14 protein-coding genes and 1 pseudogene are annotated in these 15,760 nt (G+C 60.7%); 8 read left to right on the forward strand and 7 right to left on the reverse strand.

What is annotated here, in order from left to right:
- Both QF043_RS20140 and QF043_RS20145 read left to right on the forward strand, forming a co-directional pair.
- Entirely contained in the window at window positions 1-684 is a 684-nt protein-coding gene (locus tag QF043_RS20140; RefSeq protein WP_058422833.1) for an ABC transporter ATP-binding protein, read from the forward strand.
- Window positions 684-3,194: an ABC transporter permease gene (locus tag QF043_RS20145; protein WP_307419932.1), complete on the forward strand. Its 2,511-nt coding sequence runs from the start codon at window positions 684-686 to the stop codon at window positions 3,192-3,194. The genes QF043_RS20140 and QF043_RS20145 overlap by 1 nt, the downstream gene beginning before the upstream one ends.
- Before the next feature lie 43 nt (window positions 3,195-3,237).
- Here QF043_RS20145 and greB read toward each other — a convergent pair whose 3' ends face one another.
- Both greB and QF043_RS20155 read right to left on the reverse strand, forming a co-directional pair.
- Window positions 3,238-3,711, reverse strand: coding sequence for a transcription elongation factor GreB (gene greB / locus QF043_RS20150; RefSeq protein ID WP_307419933.1), 474 nt, complete (start codon window positions 3,709-3,711; stop codon window positions 3,238-3,240).
- A gap of 126 nt (window positions 3,712-3,837) precedes the next feature.
- Entirely contained in the window at window positions 3,838-4,938 is a 1,101-nt protein-coding gene (locus QF043_RS20155; RefSeq protein ID WP_307419934.1) for a hypothetical protein, read from the reverse strand.
- Between the two features lie 238 nt (window positions 4,939-5,176).
- Between QF043_RS20155 and QF043_RS20160 the strand changes: the two genes are divergently transcribed.
- The 3 genes from QF043_RS20160 to QF043_RS20170 are packed head-to-tail and all read left to right on the forward strand — an operon-like array spanning window position 5,177 to window position 8,562.
- A complete protein-coding gene (locus QF043_RS20160; protein WP_307421454.1) occupies window positions 5,177-6,103 on the forward strand; it encodes an ABC transporter ATP-binding protein in 927 nt (308 codons plus the stop codon).
- Window positions 6,100-6,825, forward strand: coding sequence for an ABC-2 transporter permease (locus tag QF043_RS20165; RefSeq protein WP_307419935.1), 726 nt, complete (start codon window positions 6,100-6,102; stop codon window positions 6,823-6,825). The genes QF043_RS20160 and QF043_RS20165 overlap by 4 nt, the downstream gene beginning before the upstream one ends.
- 15 nt (window positions 6,826-6,840) lie before the next feature.
- Entirely contained in the window at window positions 6,841-8,562 is a 1,722-nt protein-coding gene (locus QF043_RS20170; RefSeq protein ID WP_307419937.1) for a Gldg family protein, read from the forward strand.
- Between the two features lie 7 nt (window positions 8,563-8,569).
- On the opposite strand, the gene QF043_RS20175 is transcribed toward QF043_RS20170, so the two are convergent.
- The 3 genes from QF043_RS20175 to QF043_RS20185 form a co-directional block, all read right to left on the reverse strand.
- A complete protein-coding gene (locus QF043_RS20175; protein WP_056857201.1) occupies window positions 8,570-8,878 on the reverse strand; it encodes a hypothetical protein in 309 nt (102 codons plus the stop codon).
- Between the two features lie 260 nt (window positions 8,879-9,138).
- Complete coding sequence (locus tag QF043_RS20180; RefSeq protein WP_056857202.1) at window positions 9,139-9,573, reverse strand: DoxX family protein; 435 nt, start codon at window positions 9,571-9,573, stop codon at window positions 9,139-9,141.
- Window positions 9,574-9,676: 103 nt separating this feature from the next.
- Window positions 9,677-11,098 (reverse strand): transglycosylase SLT domain-containing protein, encoded by a 1,422-nt coding sequence (locus QF043_RS20185; RefSeq protein WP_307419938.1) that lies wholly within the window; start codon window positions 11,096-11,098, stop codon window positions 9,677-9,679.
- Window positions 11,099-11,334: 236 nt separating this feature from the next.
- Between QF043_RS20185 and QF043_RS20190 the strand changes: the two genes are divergently transcribed.
- The 3 genes and pseudogenes from QF043_RS20190 to QF043_RS20200 all read left to right on the forward strand — a co-directional run.
- Window positions 11,335-12,141 carry a TatD family hydrolase gene (locus QF043_RS20190; RefSeq protein ID WP_307419939.1) on the forward strand — a complete coding sequence of 269 codons (807 nt, stop codon included), beginning with the start codon at window positions 11,335-11,337 and terminating at the stop codon, window positions 12,139-12,141.
- Between the two features lie 96 nt (window positions 12,142-12,237).
- Window positions 12,238-13,719, forward strand: a complete 1,482-nt coding sequence (locus tag QF043_RS20195) for a methyl-accepting chemotaxis protein (protein ID WP_307419940.1) — start codon at window positions 12,238-12,240, stop codon at window positions 13,717-13,719.
- Window positions 13,720-13,828: 109 nt separating this feature from the next.
- Window positions 13,829-14,077 (forward strand): annotated as a pseudogene (locus tag QF043_RS20200) (terminase); the annotation flags it as partial.
- Between the two features lie 5 nt (window positions 14,078-14,082).
- Here QF043_RS20200 and QF043_RS20205 read toward each other — a convergent pair.
- Window positions 14,083-14,880, reverse strand: coding sequence for an acyl-CoA thioesterase II (locus tag QF043_RS20205; RefSeq protein WP_307419941.1), 798 nt, complete (start codon window positions 14,878-14,880; stop codon window positions 14,083-14,085).
- 90 nt (window positions 14,881-14,970) lie between these two features.
- Window positions 14,971-15,732, reverse strand: coding sequence for a CHAD domain-containing protein (locus tag QF043_RS20210; RefSeq protein WP_307419942.1), 762 nt, complete (start codon window positions 15,730-15,732; stop codon window positions 14,971-14,973).
- Window positions 15,733-15,760 lie beyond the last annotated feature (28 nt).

The following is a 15,760-nucleotide window of genomic DNA, read 5'->3' on the forward strand; positions in this document are numbered from 1 at the left end:
ATGGGCGCAAGCATTCTCACCGCGCGGAACCTTAGCAAAGTGGTTCCCAGCGCGGAAGGTGAACTGACTATCCTGCACGAACTGAGCCTGGAACTGAACAAGGGCGATAGCCTGGCTATCGTCGGCAGCTCCGGTTCCGGCAAATCCACCCTCCTCGGCCTGCTGGCCGGCCTCGATCTGCCCAGCAGCGGTGAAGTCACCCTGGCCGGGCAAGCCTTGAGCACCCTCGACGAAGACCAGCGCGCACGCATACGCGCCGAGCACGTGGGGTTTGTCTTCCAGTCATTCCAACTGCTCGACAGCCTCAACGCGCTGGAAAACGTCATGTTGCCGCTGGAACTGGACGGCCGCAAAGACGCCCGCGAACGCGCCACCCACCTGCTGCAGCGGGTGGGCCTGGGCCAACGCCTGACCCACTCGCCGCGCCAGCTTTCCGGTGGCGAGCAACAGCGTGTCGCCATCGCCCGGGCCTTCGCCGCCGAACCGGATGTGCTGTTTGCCGATGAACCCACCGGCAACCTCGACAGCCACACCGGCGAGCGCATCAGCGACCTGCTGTTCGAACTCAACAAAGAAAGCGGCACGACCCTGGTGCTGGTCACCCATGACGAGCGCCTGGCCCACCGTTGCCGACGCCTGATCCGTCTTGAAGCCGGCCTGATGGTCGCGCCCCTGGAGCCTTGATGGCACGTTTGCCGCTGTTGCGCCTGTTCAGCCTTGCCATGCGTCAATTGTTGCGCGACGCCCGCGCCGGCGAATTGCGCGTGTTGTTTTTTGCCCTGCTGGTGGCGGTTACGGCCAGTACCGCCATCGGCTACTTCGGTGCACGCCTGAACGGCGCCATGCTGTTGCGGGCCACCGAATTCCTCGGTGCCGACCTGGTGCTTGAAGGCAGCTCGCCGGCCCGCCCCGAGCAAATCAGGTCAGGCACAGAGCTGGGCCTGGATCACGCGCGCATTGTTGAGTTCTCCAGCGTTATCACTACCGATAATGGCATCCAGCTCTCCAGCATCAAGGCGGTCAACGAGCAGTACCCGTTGCGCGGCGAACTCAAAAGCGCCACGCAGCCGTTCGGCGCAGAAACGGCGGGAGGCGGCCCCAAACCCGGCGAAGCCTGGGTAGAGGCCCGGCTGCTGACCGCGCTGGACCTCAAAGTCGGCGATAGCATCGACGTGGGCATGAAGACCCTGCGCCTGACGCATATCCTGACCTACGAGCCCGACCGCGCCGGTAACTTCTACAGCCTCACGCCGCGCGTGATGATCAACCTCGCCGACCTGGATGCCACCGGCGTGGTGCAACCCGGCAGCCGCGTGAGCTATCGCGAACTATGGCGTGCGCCCCAGGGCAGCACGGCGCTGCAAACCTATCGCGACCTGGTCAAGCCGGGCCTTGCCGCCAACCAGCGCCTGCAGGATTCGCGTGACGGCAACCAGCAGATCGGCGGCGCCCTGGGCAAGGCCGAGCGTTACCTGAACATGGCCAGCCTGGTGGCAGTGCTGCTGGCCGGCGTGGCCGTGGCGCTGTCGGCCAACCGCTTCGCCAGCCGCCGTTTCGACGCCAGCGCACTGTTGCGCTGCCTTGGCTTGTCACGCCGCGAAACGATGCTGCTGTTCAGCCTGCAATTGAGCGTACTGGGCCTGTTGGCCAGCCTCACCGGCGCCGTGCTCGGCTGGTTGGCGCAATTTGGCCTGTTCTATTTCCTGCATGACTTGCTGCCGGCCGACGTGCCGCCCGGCGGGTTGCTGCCGGCAGTGGCGGGCATCGGCACCGGGCTGGTCGCCCTCGCCGGCTTCGCGTTGCCGCCACTGGCAGCGTTGGGCCGGGTGCCGCCGCTGCGGGTATTACGACGCGACATGCTGCCGATCCCTTCCAGCACCTGGATGGTCTATGGCGCTGCGTTGTTCGCGCTTGGCCTGATCATGTGGCGCCTGAGCCTCGACCTGGTGCTGACCTTCGCTTTGCTCGGCGGTGGCGTGATGGCGGCGCTGATTCTGGGTGGTTTACTGCTGTTGTTATTGCAAAGCCTGCGTCGTTTATTGGCCCGCGCTTCCCTGCCCTGGCGCCTGGGCCTGGGCCAGTTGCTGCGCCATCCATTGGCAGCGGCCGGGCAGTCCCTGGCGTTTGGCTTGATCCTGTTGTCCATGGGCTTGATCGCCCTGCTGCGCGGCGAATTGCTCGACACCTGGCAAAACCAGCTACCCAAGGATGCCCCCAATTATTTCGCCCTGAACATCCTGCCGGCCGACAAAGACGCTTTTGGCGCCCGCCTGCTGGAGTTGCAAGCGCAAGCGGCGCCGCTGTACCCGGTGGTGCCGGGCCGCTTGATCAGCATCAATGGCGAGCCGGTGCAGGAGATTGTCAGCAAGGATTCCAGCGGTGACCGCGCCGTACAGCGTGACCTGAGCCTGACCTGGGCGGCCGACCTGCCACCGGGCAACCTCCTCACCGCAGGCGCTTGGTGGTCACAGCAGCCGGGCGATGGCATCCCAGGGGTGTCGGTAGAAGCCAAGGTCGCTGAAAGCCTGAAGCTGAAGCTCGATGACCACTTGGTGTTCACCGTCGGTGGCGAGAACCGCGAAGCACGGGTCACGAGCCTGCGGACCATCAACTGGGACAACTTCCAGCCCAACTTCTTCATGATTTTCCAGCCGGGCACTTTGAAGGACCTGCCCGCCACTTACCTGACCAGCTTCTACCTGGCGCCGGGGCATGACCAGCAGATCGTCGACCTGTCCCGGGCCTTCCCGGCCGTCACCATCCTGCAGGTCGAAGCCTTGCTGGAGCAGTTGCGCAGCATCCTCGCCCAGGTGACCCTGGCGGTGGAGTACGTGTTGCTGTTTGTGCTGGCGGCGGGCATGGCCGTGTTGTTTTCGGGCCTGCAGGCCACCCTGGATGAGCGGATTCGCCAAGGCGCGCTATTGCGTGCCCTAGGGGCCGAGCGCAAATTGCTGGTCAAGGCGCGACGCATCGAGTTCGGCTTGCTCGGCGCGGTCAGTGGCCTGCTGGCAGCCCTGGGCACCGAGTTGGTGACCTGGGTGCTGTACCGCTACGCCTTTGACCTGGCCTGGCATCCGCATGCGTGGCTGCTGCTGCTGCCGGTGATCGGCGCCGTGCTCATCGGTGGCGCCGGCGTCTTCGGTACACGGCGCGCGCTGAATGCCAGCCCGTTGACGGTATTGCGCGAAGGTTGAAACCAGCGGTGGCCAGCACGCCCGACGGCGTGCCGGCCAGCGTTTATTTCACATATTCGATACCGGTAATCCACCAGCACACCTCGCCGGTCGGCGTCTGCACAATGGCCTCATCGTCGACCTCCTTGCGCAGCAGCGCCCGTGCCATGGGTGAGTCGATGGAGATGTAATCCATGCGCTCGTAAATTTCGTCATAGCCAACGATCCGAAACCGCTTGGTCTCGCCCTGCTCATTTTCGATATCGACCCAGGCGCCGAAAAACACCTTGCCCTCCTGCTCGGGCATGTACTCCACCACCCGCATATCTTCCAGGCGCTTGCGCAGGTAACGCACCCGCCGATCAATCTCACGCAGCAGTTTCTTGTTGTACTGGTAATCCGCGTTCTCGCTGCGATCTCCGAGAGACGCCGCCCAGGTCACCTTGCGCGTGGTATACGGGCGTTTTTCACGCCACAGGTAATCCAGCTCTTTTTTCAGCGCCTCATGACCTTCTTTGGTAATCAGCTTGGTACTCAAACGCGTGCATCCCCAGACAATGTCCAATGGTGCCGATACGCCAAGGCAGCATGCCCTGGCGCCGGCCGGCTGGGGTTGATGATAAATGAACCCTGAAAAGTAGCCAGACCGCAGAACACATCGGCTTCACGCGTGACCATCCAATGCTTGATCCAGCTCCAGCAGCACACCTTGCAGACGCTCGCGTATCCCTGATACATGCGAAAGCGCCAGCGTCAATTTCTCAGCCTTCTGGCCAACCTCAAGGTTTCGCGCCTGCAACTGCATTGTGTGCTGCTGCAACTCTCGGTTCCTTTCCTCCAACTCGCATTGCTCCTGTTCGAGTCGGGTTTGCCACTGCTCAAGCATCTGCTCTCGCTCGATTGTCGCTTGCTGCTGCTGTGACAGCTCTTGGGCGACCTTGGCCAGGCTGGTCAGCGTGCTGTCGACCTCGAGCAACGAGGCATGTTCCATCTGGGGGGCAGGTGGGCGCGGTGCAGGCGCGGCTGGCTCAACCTGAACCGGGGGCGCACTGAGCTCGACCGGAACCGGTTCCGGCTCCGGTTTTGGTTCCGCCTTTGGTTCCGCCTTTAGTTCTGGTTCTGGTTCTGGTTCTGGTTCTGGCTTTGGTTCTGGCTCCAATGCCTGCTCCTGAGCAATCGCGACGGGTGCCGCCAGCGGTTGTGCCTTGAGCGGCTCGGAAACCGGAGACTCAGCGGAGTTGGCTGGGTTCGTGGGCCTGGGCGGGGAAATCATCTGCGATGAGAAGCGAATCGAAGGCACGATCAACGAAGCACTTTCGATGGCCGGCAGTGCGGGCGCAGACATGCCCAGCGTAATAACCTTCATGACCAGGGCCTTCTTGATGATCATTGAATGATGATCTTCCGGTCTGGCGGGCGGCAACTTGCAGCCCTTCAAATCAATAAAATGGAAAGGGATCGAAGATTCGCTAACAGTGCCGGTCTTGGTTCCGGATGCTGCCGCCGCCATCAGGATTTGCTTGAACACTTGCATGGCAACTTGCAAATCTTCCTTGGACTCGACCCCACTCAGGAAATACCGCTCGAGTTTTTTGCGGAGCGCCGCGATATAGACCCTGGAGTTACCAGGTTCGGTCTCTTCATCCAGGCTATAGACCAGAAAGTTTGAATCGGTCTGTGCAACGGCAAATCCGCAAAGTAATGCACCGTTGATCGGCGTGTCCTGACCGCTGCGTTCAAGAACAAGCGTGCGAAGAAGCATCATGATATTCAGGCCTTATGGCAAAAGAGTAAACCTTATATGAACGCCAGATAAACACCTGGCCGTTAACAAGCCTCGGAACAACGTAATTGTTTCAGCAAGTTATCTGATTCGGCGTAGGAATTATCTGATAAACATGTCCCCTTGTTCCCAAGTCCAATGATTAAACGTATCTTTCTCGGCGCTTACCGTGCATGACGGTACAAGTTCCTACGCCTCGCAAAACTTATTCGGTAAAAAGATGCTCGAGATAAGCAGCCTGACAAAGCGTTTGGGTAAAAGAAACATCATCACTAATGTCTCGTTTTGTGCCCAACGCCAGGAATGCATAGGCCTGTTCGGGGAGAATGGCGCAGGCAAGACCACTCTACTGAACGTGATAGCCGGGTTCGCCAAACCTTCTGCGGGGCATGTGACTGTCCAGGGCTTCGACACTCAGACGCAGCCACTGCAGGCGCAACAAAACCTTGGTTATCAGCTCCAGGGCGGCCTCAGCCATCAGACACTGTCGGTCAAAGGCGTGCTCAATTTCATTGCCGCCGTACGCGGCTTCAGCGGTGCCGAAAAACGTAGCCGTGTCGATCGGGCTGCCATGCGCCTGGAGCTGTCACGGGTGCTCGATACACCGATTGCCGCGCTTTCGATCGGCTTGAAACGCAGAGTAGCCATCGCCCAGGCGATCCTGCACGGCCCCGGCCTGCTGTTGCTGGATGAGCCGACCGAGGGGCTCACACCGGATCAACTGCTCAGGTTCAAGGCACTTATCCAGACGCTGAGCGAAGACATGGCCGTCATCATTGCCTCCCGGCACTGCGATCACCTGACCGGCCTTTGCACGCGCGCCCTGGTTATTGCCGGCGGGCACCTTGTGGCAGATACCCCACTGCCCGACTTGCAGCGCAACTCCCGGCATTACCGAGCCGTGACGCTGGCCGCAGAAACACCCCTGGATTTACTCGCCCTTGCCGTATTACCCGGCGTGGCAGGTATAGAAGAGGACCGGCATGCACCCGGCACCGTGACCGTCCTGGCCATGCCCGGGCACGCCATCTACCCCCATATCAACGCACTTATCGCCAGCCGCGGCTGGAACATAACGTCACTGAATCTGGAGCCAGGTCGCCTGAACGAAGTCGTTCAGCATCTGAGCCACGAGGTCACCCTTTGAAACTGCTGCCTGTCATTTTCAAGCGCCAACTCGCCAGTTATGCCTGTACACCCAGCACGTACCTGGGTATTGCCGCGTTTCTGGTGTTGTGCGCCGCCCTGGGGTTGTATACAAGCAAGTGGCTGGAACAGGACAGTGGCGACCTACAGGTGTTTTTCCAATTGCACCCTTGGCTCTACCTGCTGCTGATTCCCATGTTGTCGACACACTTGTGGTCGGACGAACACCACGCCGGCATGCGCGACATGCTGAAAACCCTGCCTATCACCGGCGCAGAGCGGGTTATCGGAAAGTTTCTGGCTGCGTGGGTCGTGTGCGGTATCGCATTGTTGCTGACGTTCCCACTGGTGATCCTCGCCAACTACCTCGGCACCGCCGACAACGGTGTTATCTCTTCACAGTTTCTAGCCAGTTGGTTGCTGGCTGGCGCCTATCTTTCTGTCGGATGTTTTACTTCTACCCTGATCCATCAACGCTTGGCTGTGTTCCTTATAACGGTAGTGATGTTACTGGCAGCCAGCGGACTTTTATCGGTTCTCGACGCACTTGAGCATCAGGCGCCGATCTGGGTCATAGACAGCCTGGTCTCGATTAATCCGATTTCGCGCTTCGGTGCTATCGACAACGGCAAACTGACACTGCATGACGGCTTGTACTACATCAGCATGATCCTTGCCTTTCTCTCGGCATCCACAGTCACGCTCAATTACAAAACCCGTTGAGAAGGAAAGCAAACGATGCGTTCCACTCTGAGTACAGGTATGACGCTACTGGTCATATTGCTGCTTTTCCTTGCATTTAATCTCGCCTGGGTCGGCAAACTACCGAATATCCGCTGGGACTTCTCACAGCAGAAAATCCACACTTTATCGTCCCCTGCGCGACAACTGCTTGCCACGCTGGAACACCCACTGGATCTGTATTACTTCAACTCAAGTAATGACGCGAGAAGAAGCCAGGCAATAAACCGCTATGGCAAACGAGTGGAAGATTTACTCAAAGAGTTCGAAAAAGCGTCAAAGGGCATGATTAACCTGCATGTTATAGATCCGACACCTTATTCAGAGGATGCCTACAAGGCCGGCCTGTTCGGATTGGACGACAAGCAAGGTTTTCTTGGCCTCATCGGCACCCGCGCTGGCCAGCCCGCACAACGTATCAAAGTACTGCGCCCGGATGACGAGCCCTTGCTTGAGTACGAAATCAGCCATCTGATCCATCAACTGATGCACCCCGAGCCCCCCACCGTCGGCGTATTGACGGGGTTGGCATTGAACGCGTCTGGCGAACAAGTGCTGGCACACATGCATCAGCATTTCGATTTGATAGGCCTGGCATCAAGCACCCCGACAGTGCCCGAATCGATCCAAACCCTGATGGTTGTGCACCCGCGCGCCCTGCCGGAACAAACCCTGTATGCGATTGACCAGTTTGTATTGAGGGGTGGCAAACTGATGCTCTTTATTGACCCGGTGAGCGAGGCCGAGACAAACGCCAAGCCCGCCGACACAAAGCTGGACGGGCTATTGGCGGCTTGGGGCATTCAGATGCCGGCGGACAAACTATTGATCGATCACGCTTTTGGTTCAGGCGCGCCAGCAGTACGGCACCCGGCCAGGCTGAACCTGCCTCGGCGCGCGATGGCCGCCAACGACGTGAGTGTCTGGAAACTGGATACGGTCATCGTATCGAGCAGCGGTGCGCTGTCGCGCGTGAGAAAAAGCCGCACCACGCTCACGCCTCTGTTGCAGAGTTCCAGGCGCTCCACCCTGCTGGACTCAGGCCGCTTTGCAGCAACGTCTGCAGCCGACTTACTGGCTGAAGGGATACCGGCTGCCACGCAACCCCACATGATCGCGGCGCGCCTCGAAGGCCCCGCCTACTCGGCCTTTCCAGATGGCGTTGACGAACAAGGTGCCGGTCTGCAAAAGGCTGCGCATATCGAGGTGGTGGTAGTCGCCGATACCGATTTGTTGATGGACGCTGTGATCGACTCTGCGCCCAATAGCAACGTGATGTTTGTCTTGAATACCCTGGATAACCTTGCGGCTCCCGACGTGCTCGCAAACATTCAACCGCGTAGCAGGGTCAGCGATTCTCCCCACGCACTGGAGCAACTGCGCGAGGCTGCAGAGCGGGCTTATGCGCAAAAGGCCGGCGAACTGCAAAGGCGGCTTGAGCACACCGAGCAGGAATGGCTGCGCTTGAATCCACCGAGTATCGGCTTCGGCACCCGCGCGGTGGATACGACGATCCAATTGCAGGCGCTCAACAAGGAACGCCTGCGCCTGCCCATGGAGTTGCAGGCACTCAAGGTCCAGGCGTATGCATCCGTGAATCAAATGGAGCGCAATCTCAAGTTATTGATGATCGGCGCGGTGCCGTTGCCGTTATGCCTGATCGCCTGTGCAGTGTTCCTCTACCACCGGCGGCGTCGATCGGCGGCTGTCGTTCACTGATCAGCCGTCAACGGCGCGCAATCAGCCCTTGCCGGGCGATGCGCGTCAGTTGGCGGATCACTTCCTCGGCATCGCCCGCACTGGGCGCCTGGATAACGGCAAGATCAAAGCTGTTGCTGGCAAATCGTGCCAGGGAATCGCCATCTTCCACAAACTGGATCAGAAACGCTGAAGGGCGCCCTGTGCGGCGCGGCCAACCGTCGAGGTAACGCAACAAGGTCGGCTGATGCTTGCCACCCAGCAGGATCTTGGGGTTGCGTTGAGTCAGGTCCGCAGTGATCGGGGCCAGGCGTATGAGGGGGCGTAGTGCATTCATCGTGTCGTGTCTCTGCCTCAAAAGTCTGCGGGCAGGTGAGAGGCAACACCGAACCAGCGCTTTAGCGGTATTTCGAAACCTGACTCGTGATGAGTGCATGCTTCTGTCGGGCTGCATTGAGTCCCAGTGGCGCCCCGCAATTAGCTGTTTAAATCGGCGCATGAGCAGCATCCTAGAGAAGCCGGTGGGGCGATGTCAAGAATCCCGAGCAATGAAAAAGCCCGCTCATGGCGGGCTTTTTCAGGGGGTTACGCGACTGATCAGTGGGCGATGGCACGGTCGACGGACAGTTTGCCGGCGCCTTCGAACAACACCGCCAGCGCACCGCCGAGCAAGGCCAAGGCGAACTCATAACCGTTGTTGGCCATGAACAGGCCGTTATGGATATGCACCGAGAAGATCGCCACCAGCGACAGGAAGGCCAGGCCCAACGCCGCTGGGCGCGCCAGCAAGCCGATGATCAGGGCCAGGCCGGCGAAGAACTCCGTGCCGCCGGACAACACCGCCATCAGCGTGCCTGGGGTCAGGCCGAGGCTTTCCATGTACTGCGCAGTACCGGCCAAACCGCCGCCGCCAAACCAGCCAAACAGTTTTTGCGAACCGTGGGCGGCGAAAACGATGCCGACAAAAATTCGCAGGATGGTCAGGCCGTAACCGGCGCGAGTGGACAGAATGCGAGTGATCAGTGGGCTCATGGTGAGAATCCTTTTCAAAGTAGGGGTTGGTTGGCCGCTATATTAATCGGATCAGACAATGATAAAAGCGCAAAAATCGCCTAATACTTATCGATAAAACCGATTATTTTCGTGAGGCAATTTTCGGCGCCGACGGCTCCAAGGAGTCACGCTCCCGATCAAACGCCAAGTAATACTTGTTCACGCTATTAACATAGCTGACGCCGCCCATTCCCACCTGCTCCATGGCAATACGCTCGACCTGGAAGAACCACTGATTGGGGTTCAAGCCCCGCCGGCGAGCCTCTGCACGCATACCCTGGACCCGCTCCGGCCCCATGTTGTAAGCCGCCAGCACAAAGGCCATGCGCTCGCGCTCGTTGAGTTTGGGGCTGGCGAAGAACTTGCGACGGATCATCGCCAGGTAGCGCGCACCGGCCTGCACATTGCTGTCCAGGCTCTCGATATTGTTCACCCCCACCCGCTGCGCCGCCGATGGCGTGATCTGCATCAGGCCGGTAGGCCCGCCGCTGTTACGCGCGCCAGGGTCCAGGGCCGACTCCTTGAACGCCAGCGCGGCCAGGTTCAGCCAGTCCATGCCCTGCTCACGGGCGTGCTTTTGCAGCACCGGACGCAGTTTCTCCAGACGCTGGCGGTCGGCGCGGGCCAGCGGATTGCGCACCTGGTAGAGACGTCGATAAATACGCTGGAACGCCACGTCCTGGTCGGCCGGCGTACGATAAGTCTTGAGGAAGCGATCGATACTGGCCCGCAGCATCGAGGCATCCTGGCGCACAAACCAGTATTCATCGCCCGGTTCGCTGATGACCACCTGCCGATCAAAGCGTAACTTGGGCAGGATTTTTGACCAGCGCTCGGCAATCGGTTTTTCGACGATGGTGAGGTGGAAGATCCCGGCCTGGACCATCTCCAATACGTCCTCCACGGCCAGCGTCGGGTCCACCCACTCCACCTTCACGGGCGGGCGCTTGTGCAGCGCCAGTTGCTGGTTGACCTGACTGATCGCATCCGCCGCCGCACTGCCGGTGGTCAACGCCAGGGTGCGCCCGGACAATTGCTCCAGCTTGGTAAACCGTCGCTCCCCCTTCACGCCCACCAGCCATAGCGGCACACCACTGGCAATCGGGTCGCTGGCGCTGATCTTGTGCGTGGCCTTCACATCAAGCAATTCACCCGGCGCCACCAAGTCGCCTTCGCCACGGGCCAACGCGCCAAGCAATTGGTCCTTGGCCTTGGGAATGATCTTGAGGTTGATGGCTTCTCCATCCCGGGCGTGGCCGTTCAGGTATTGCTCGAAGGCTCGCAGACGATGGTATTCGACCCCGATGGCCTGGCCCTGGACCTCACCGGAACTGTTACGGCTCTGGTTGACCAGCACACGCAGGGTGCGGCTGGAACGGATCTGCGCCAAATCACGGACCTTGCCGGGCTTGGTCACCTCCAGCGGCCCGTCGAGACGCGCGACCGCCGCCGTGGGCAGCAGTAACGTGAGGCACAACATAAGCAACGCCGAGGGTCGGATCATCCGCTCTCCGGAAAGAATACTGGCCAGCCATCTCGTGAAAGACGAGAAGCTGGAGGTCAGAAACAGAGCGCTTCAAGCGCTGGCAAGGCACGCAACGGTGGCGTCGGGGCAGGCGATGGGCCAGCCACAATGTCACTTGCGACGTTCAAAGACAGCTATAACGCGTTGTAGTTCTTAGTTTTTCTTATAAATCTACAGCTCTGATATGCTTTCCGGCCGCAGGCGGAGCTAGCACCATGCAACTCATTGATATCGGCGTCAACCTGACCAACCCCAGTTTCGACGAGAGGCACCAGGCCGTTCTCGACCGAGCCTACGCCGCCGGCGTGCATCAATTGGTGCTCACCGGCACCAGCGTCGACGGCAGCGAACAGGCGCTGGAACTGTGCGTAAAACTCGATGAAAGCGGCCAACGCCTGTTCAGCACCGCCGGCATTCACCCGCACTCGGCCAGTGACTGGCACGGCGACAGCGCCCAGCGTTTGCGCGGGTTACTCAGCGAAAGCCGCGTGCGTGCGGTGGGCGAATGCGGGCTGGACTTCAACCGCGACTTTTCCCCGCGCCCGCAGCAGGAAAAAGTCCTCGAGGAGCACCTGGCACTGGCGGTCGAGCTGAAACTGCCGGTGTTCCTGCACGAACGTGACGCCAACCAGCGCCTGCTGGAGATTCTCAAGGATTACCGCGACCACCTGACCGCCGCCGTGGTGCATTGCTTTACCGGCGAACAACAGGCGCTGTTCAGCTACCTCGACCTCGACTTGCATATCGGCATCACTGGCTGGATCTGCGACGAGCGCCGTGGGACGCACCTGCATCCGCTGGTCAGGGAAATTCCCCGTGGCCGCCTGATGCTGGAAAGTGATGCGCCGTACTTGCTACCGCGCACCTTGCGGCCCAAGCCGAAAAATGGCCGCAATGAGCCGGCTTATTTACCCGAAGTGCTGCGTGAAGTGGCACTGCATCGCAATGAAACCCTGGAGGACCTGGCCGAACACAGCACCGCCTGCGCCCGTGCGTTTTTTGGGCTGCCCCAAGTGGATTGATGCGGCGCATTGACCCATGTCAAAAACGGTTTCCTGAGTAGCGGCACAATAATGGCACCTTGCCAATGCTGTTTCCGCTATCAGAGAAAACCTTCCATGGGTGCCTGGCTTAGCAATATCTCGCTGAAATACAAATTCTGGGCCGTGAATGCGGTCGCCTTCATCACCACCCTGCTGCTGGTGCTGTATGCCGTGCAGCTCGAGCAACAGGCCCGCAGCGAGGCGTCGCGGGCCTCGGCGCAGGCCCAGGCGCGACTACTCGGTGCCTGGCCGGCCAACACCCCATTACCCAAAGATGAACATTGGCTGACCTTTGCCCGCGGCCAAACCCCAGCGCTGGCTGATCAGGATCTGTCCGCCTTGAGTACCGCCAGCGGTTGGGTCGAACTCAATCACATGCCCTTGTTCGGGGAACACCCACTGATCGGTGCCGAAGTCCTCACACGGGCCGATGGCCAACAGATCGCTGTGCTGGCCTACGGCCGCAGCCTCAGCCAAGTCTTCGGCGAACGCTTCGCCAACTACGCCGTGGCCGTATTGATCCTGATGCTGGCGATGCTCGGGGCCTCACAGTTGCTGATCCGCTTCCTGCTCAGCCAACTCAACACCCTCAAGGACGTGATGCTGCACGTGGAGAAGACCGGCGACCTGTCGGCCCGCGTGCCCCTGGCGTGCAAGGACGAGGTGGGCCAGATGGCCAGCGCCTTCAACGCCATGCAAGCCGGTTATCAGCGCGTGGTCAGCACCGTGGCGCGCACCGCCCAGCAACTCGACGATGGCGCCGCACGCCTGGCCAGCAGCATGAACGAGGTGCAGCACGGCATGCTCGGCCAGCAAAGTGAAACCGACCAGGCGGCCACCGCCATCAATGAGATGACCGCCACCGTCTACCATATCGCCCAGCATGCCGGCGCGACCCGCGACCTGTCCCAGACCGCCGACACCCTCGCCGGCAGCGGCCAGGAAGTAGTCACCCGGGTGCAACGCTCTATCGCAGGCCTGTCCACCGGCGTGCAGCAGACGGCCGAAATGATCCAGAAACTCGCCGAAGACAGTCAGAAAATCAACGGGGTGGTCGGCGTGATCCACAGCATCGCCGAACAAACCAACCTGCTCGCCCTCAACGCCGCCATCGAGGCCGCCCGCGCCGGCGAAATGGGCCGTGGTTTTGCCGTGGTCGCCGACGAAGTACGCAACTTGGCCAAGCGTGTGCAAAGCTCCACCGATGAAATCACCCGCATGGTCTCGGCGCTGCAAGCCGGCACCCGAGACGCGGTGGACTTCATGCAGGAAAGCTCGTTCAAGGCCGACGACTGTGTGCAACAAGCCCAGGATGCCGGTGCCGCACTGGCCGAAATCACCAGTGCCGTGGCCCAGATGCGCGAGAGCAACACCCAGATTGCCGTAGCCGCCGAACAGCAGAGCCATGTTGCCGAAGAGATGAACCGCGCGGTGGTGAGCATTCGCGATGTGACCGAGAACACCGTGCAGCAGACTGTGGAGTCGGCCACCACCAGCAATGAGCTGGCGACCTTGGCCGGGGAATTGAGCAAGGCGATCGGGCAATTGAAGCTATAAGCCAAACAAGGCTGGCTATGACCTCCATAGCGAGCCTTGATTCGCCGTCCCAGGTGCCTGCGACCTAAACTTTGTCCATGTTGTTTCAACGGACAGAGGATTAATCATCATGGGCAAACGTCACCCCAACTTCCCCGCCTGGCAATGGCGCACTCAGCCACAGGCTCACCAGCACCCCACCAACCTGGGCCTGCAACTGCTTGCCGTGCCTTTGTTGATCATTGGTTTTCTGTTGATGGTGTCAGGCGTGTTCAGCTTCAGCCTGGCCAGTTTTGCCATCGGCGTGGTCGGCCTGTTGGCGGGCGTGGCGCTGCAACGCCACGGCCGCACGCTGGAAGCCCAGGGCAGCCCGCACTTCTGAGGCTAGGCGAAGACCACCACGGTCTGGCGGCTGATGGCGATCAACTCGCCGCTCGGGCTCCACAGCGCGGCAGCGGCATGGCCGTAGCCGTCGCGGGCGTGCTCGATGTTGACGTAGTACTGGCACCAGTCGAGGGTGGTCAGGTTTTGCAGCGGCTGGATGAACTCGATGGTCCAGGTCAAGGTGCTGCCCGGCGCGGGCTTGGTCAGGTGTGGCAGCAAGGCCGGTGGCCAGGCGTCGACCAGAGCAAGAATATGCGACTCGGTCAGCGGCTCTTCCTTCACGTCCCCACGCAAACGCACCCAACCGCCCATGTCGCGGGATTTAGTACCGGTAAATGGCAGGCCGCCGACACTCCAGCGCATCGCCAGGTGGCGCATGAATTCGGGGGTAACCCCCTTGATATAGGGCAGTTCCTGGCACTCATCCCAGTGCTTGAACACCGGCGGCGGCTCGCTCGCCACCTCAATGACCGACTCGCGGGCTGCGCCAAAGCTGGCTTGCACCAAGGTCGCCACTTCGCCGTTTTGCACCACACGGCCGAGTAACTGGCTGACCGCCTTGCCTTCGCGCAGCACTTCGACCTGGTAACTGGCGGGTACATCCGGGGCGACCGGGCCGACAAAGGTGATGGCCAGTGAACGCAAAGGCCGATCCGACGGTACTTTCGCGCGCAAGGCTTCGTATTGCAACGCAGCCACCAGGCCACCAAACGTCGCGCGGCCCTGGGCCCATTCGGCGGGGATGGTCACTTCCAGCGGGTTGTTACGGGCGGCATCGAGCAAATCACTAAAGCGCATGGCAACCTCACATCCAGAAAACCGATGCCGGGATCTTACCCAGCGGGCTGGCCAGGCACAGCGCCTATTCCGGCCAAAAGCCGGACCGGTTTAGAAACAATCCGCGCTGAGCTTGTCCAGCACCCGATCCGCCTGGCCTTCAGCCTTGGCCATGGTGCGCTGCCAAACCGCAACACACGGCTGCAGGTCGGGTTGATGTTCAGCCTGGGCCAGCCATTGCCAGCAATCGTGCCAATCGCCGAGAGCGCCTTGCGCTTGCTTGAGGCGTTGCATCGCCTTGGCAGGCAGTTTGTCCAGTTCGGGGTAGGCTTCGGCCGCGTAGCGCACGCGCTTGATCAGCAGGCGCAGACGGTGGCGGTCATGATCCGGGTCTTTGAGGGCGTCATCGAGCTTCTGCCATTGCTTGGCCAAACGCTTCTCGATGCGCGGGCGCAGGCCTTTGAGCAGTTTCTGGTGTTGGGAGGCGCGGATAAAACGCGGGAAGGCATCCAGTATCAGCAGCAAATGCGCGAGCTCCGGGCTTTGCGCCACCTGGCGATAAGCATCGGCCTGCAAGCGCAGGCGCCGGTCGGCCGCCGCGTGATAGCCGTGCTGGTGCAGGTATGCCGCCAGCACCTCGCGGTCACGCAGCGGCGTGGTCAATTGGCCGACCGTACTGGCGGCCAATTCAAGCTGCTCGACACCCGGCAGCCCGCGCAAGGGGCGCAACAAACTGCGCAGGCGTCGTACGGTGGTGCGCAGGTCGTGCAAGGCTTCATCGTCGGTGACGGCGGCAAGGCGAGCCTGGCAGCTCAGTAACCCTACTTCCAGGCCAATGACCTGAGCGACTAACTGATCAACCAGCGCTGACATCCCTTCCCCCTTAACGATGAAACCCTAG

This window comes from Pseudomonas sp. W3I7, from assembly GCF_030816095.1.
GTDB lineage: Bacteria > Pseudomonadota > Gammaproteobacteria > Pseudomonadales > Pseudomonadaceae > Aquipseudomonas > Aquipseudomonas salomonii.